General features: G+C 56.6%; 3 protein-coding genes and 1 pseudogene. 3 read left to right on the plus strand and 1 reads right to left on the minus strand.

The genetic code is table 11. The features are described 5' to 3' along the window. From C8N44_RS22950 to C8N44_RS22960, 3 genes are all read left to right on the plus strand, one after another. Positions 1-714 (plus strand): relaxase/mobilization nuclease domain-containing protein (locus tag C8N44_RS22950; protein WP_245413009.1); only part of this gene is annotated, 714 nt, incomplete at its 5' end. Between the two features lie 173 nt (positions 715-887). Next, positions 888-1,304: a hypothetical protein gene (locus tag C8N44_RS22955; protein WP_107978996.1), complete on the plus strand. Its 417-nt coding sequence runs from the start codon at positions 888-890 to the stop codon at positions 1,302-1,304. 5 nt (positions 1,305-1,309) lie between these two features. Next, positions 1,310-1,660 (plus strand): hypothetical protein, encoded by a 351-nt coding sequence (locus C8N44_RS22960; RefSeq protein ID WP_107978997.1) that lies wholly within the window; start codon positions 1,310-1,312, stop codon positions 1,658-1,660. A 72-nt stretch (positions 1,661-1,732) separates the two neighbouring features. Here C8N44_RS22960 and C8N44_RS23520 read toward each other — a convergent pair. Then, positions 1,733-2,219 (minus strand): annotated as a pseudogene (locus C8N44_RS23520) (hypothetical protein); the annotation flags it as partial.

Consider the following 2,219-nt stretch of genomic DNA (forward strand, 5'->3'; position numbering starts at 1 on the left):
ACCAGCATCGTGTTCTCGATGCCCGGCACGGCAAATGCGGAAGCGGTGAAAGACGCGGTCAGGGCTCTGGCAAGGCAGGAGTTTCAAGGGCGGCACGACTACGCGATGGCCCTGCACACGGATACGCAGCACCCTCATGTGCACCTGACACTGCGCACCGTTGGCGAAGACGGTCAGAAGCTGAACTTGCGGAAAGCCGATCTACAACGCCTGCGGGACACGTTTGCCGAGAAGCTGCGGACACGCGGGATCGAGGCGGAATCCACCCCCCGCCATGCCAGAGGCGTGACGCGCCGGGGAGAGGTGACGCCGGTCTACAAGATCAGGCAACGGGGCGGTAAGCCTTTGGCTGATGCACGGAAGATGCGCCAGGTCCGGCGCGATCTCGAAGACAACGGTGGTCGCTTGCCGCAGAAGGCATGGGATGACGCGTTGATCGCGCGGCGCAACAGGGTGATGGCGACCTATGACCAAGCCGCAACGATCTTGGCTGGATCAGCAGACCCGAAGGACCGTGACCTGGCGCGGGAAACCAAACGGTTCGCGGCGCGATTGACCGAGACGACCACACAACGTGCCGAGATGGCTCGGTCTCTGCGGACTGGCGATCAAGTGAAGCGGGACAAGACGGTCAAGGGAACGAAGGCGCGTAGCGTAGAGCATGATCTTTTGAAGGATCGAAGCAAGACTAAGAGGGGGGACCGGCAGCGATAGTTTTTCTGGGCAGGCGGATTTCCCATACGCTACGGGTTATTTTCCTTATGCTTCTTTTATTTTTTAAGGGGGAAAAGAGATTGACGAGCCACGACTTCTGTTTATAGTCCCTTATGTGACATAAGGGGGTTATGAATTTGGAGTCCAAGTCTGTTATGAAGGAACTGAGGCGCATGGTGTCAGAAGACGATACCACGCATGCTTTTTTGGGATGGCTCTCGGAATACACGCGAAACGCGGAAAATGCTCAAGTCGAGCTTGCGGAGCGGGGTGCCACCAAATGGGGCCGAGAAAACATCAACGAAGAGATGATTGTGAGCCGTCAAGATGTGATCTCTGTAATGAAGAGTCTTGATGAACTGAAACTCGGTCGCTTCATCGTGGGTCGCAGAGGTGCTGAAAGTCGGTTCGAGTTTTGGACTAGCCGCGTCCAGATTGGCCAAGCTGCCATGGGGCAAATTGATCGCATCGATATCGATGAAGAAATTGTCGAGCTCGAAGAAGAGGACGTGATCGAAGCTCACAGGATGCTGATCGCCAACGCACTGGGAAAACCCATCAGCGCGGTGCGCATCAAGATCAAGGAGTGAGAGCAATGAGTCTTGATGAAGCTGAGATGAATATCTGGACTGGTTGGCCACCTCGTCCGGTTCTGACGCTCTACGGTGCCGACGGCGTGTGCCTGTTCCGAAGCCGATCTGCGAAGTTGGACCTCGCGGACACGATTGGCCCCTTCTTCTGCAATGGGTTGCGCAGCGTTCTCTTTGGTATCCGCAGCGATAGCACTGTTAAGCGCTTCTGGACAGAAGAACGGCTAGACGCACAGGAGCACAACATTCGCTATGACCTTTCACATGATGGTTTTCGCGTAAAGTTAACTCGCCTGAAGGGGGCCGAACTGTCTTGTTCGGAAGAGGCCATGTGGCGCTTGAAAATTAGCGCCTGATGTTGCCTTCTCGCACATGTGCATCTTTTATACCTATGAACAGACGGTCTTTGCCGAAGGGGAGTCGTGTTTTTATCTGTCCCTAGAGCTACGCGCGCTTTTCCCTTCGTAATCCCTGTTTGGGTCTTGCCTTTGCTTTTCCGTCACTTGAGCCTCTTGTTCCTTGGTCACGTTGGCGAGTTTCTGGACCGGGACCTGCCTTCCGGCCTTCATCCCTTGGGATAGCAGCTTGGCGGCATGGTCGCGGGCAGTCTCGCGATCTTTCTCCGAAACCCCTTCAGCCCGGAGCCGCGCGTCCATGTGGGCCAGAACGCTGGCTGGTCCTTTGACCGCATGGTCGCCGGGTTCGTATCGTTTGATGCGGTCTTCGAGCCGATCTGATTTTGTGTCCTGCTCGCGTTGCTTGTCGGCCATCGGCTTTTCCTCGGTGGTTGTTTGCGCCGCAGATTTCTCCGGTGCCGCGCGCTGTGGCTGTGCTTCGCGCTCGATGTCCCTGGCGTCCCAGAGGCGACGGTGTCCCTGCCGTTCGACTTCCTCGCCGGTCTTCTGATCCTTGGTC

The sequence above is a fragment of the Allosediminivita pacifica genome, assembly GCF_003054175.1.
GTDB classification, from domain to species: Bacteria; Pseudomonadota; Alphaproteobacteria; order Rhodobacterales; family Rhodobacteraceae; genus Allosediminivita; species Allosediminivita pacifica.

Bases quoted from the DNA above. Each gene is read 5' to 3' on its own strand.
- C8N44_RS22955 (WP_107978996.1), top strand. From the start codon at position 888: ATGGTGTCAGAAGACGATACCACGCATGCTTTTTTGGGATGGCTCTCG.
- C8N44_RS22960 (WP_107978997.1), top strand. From the start codon at position 1,310: ATGAGTCTTGATGAAGCTGAGATGAATATCTGGACTGGTTGGCCACCT.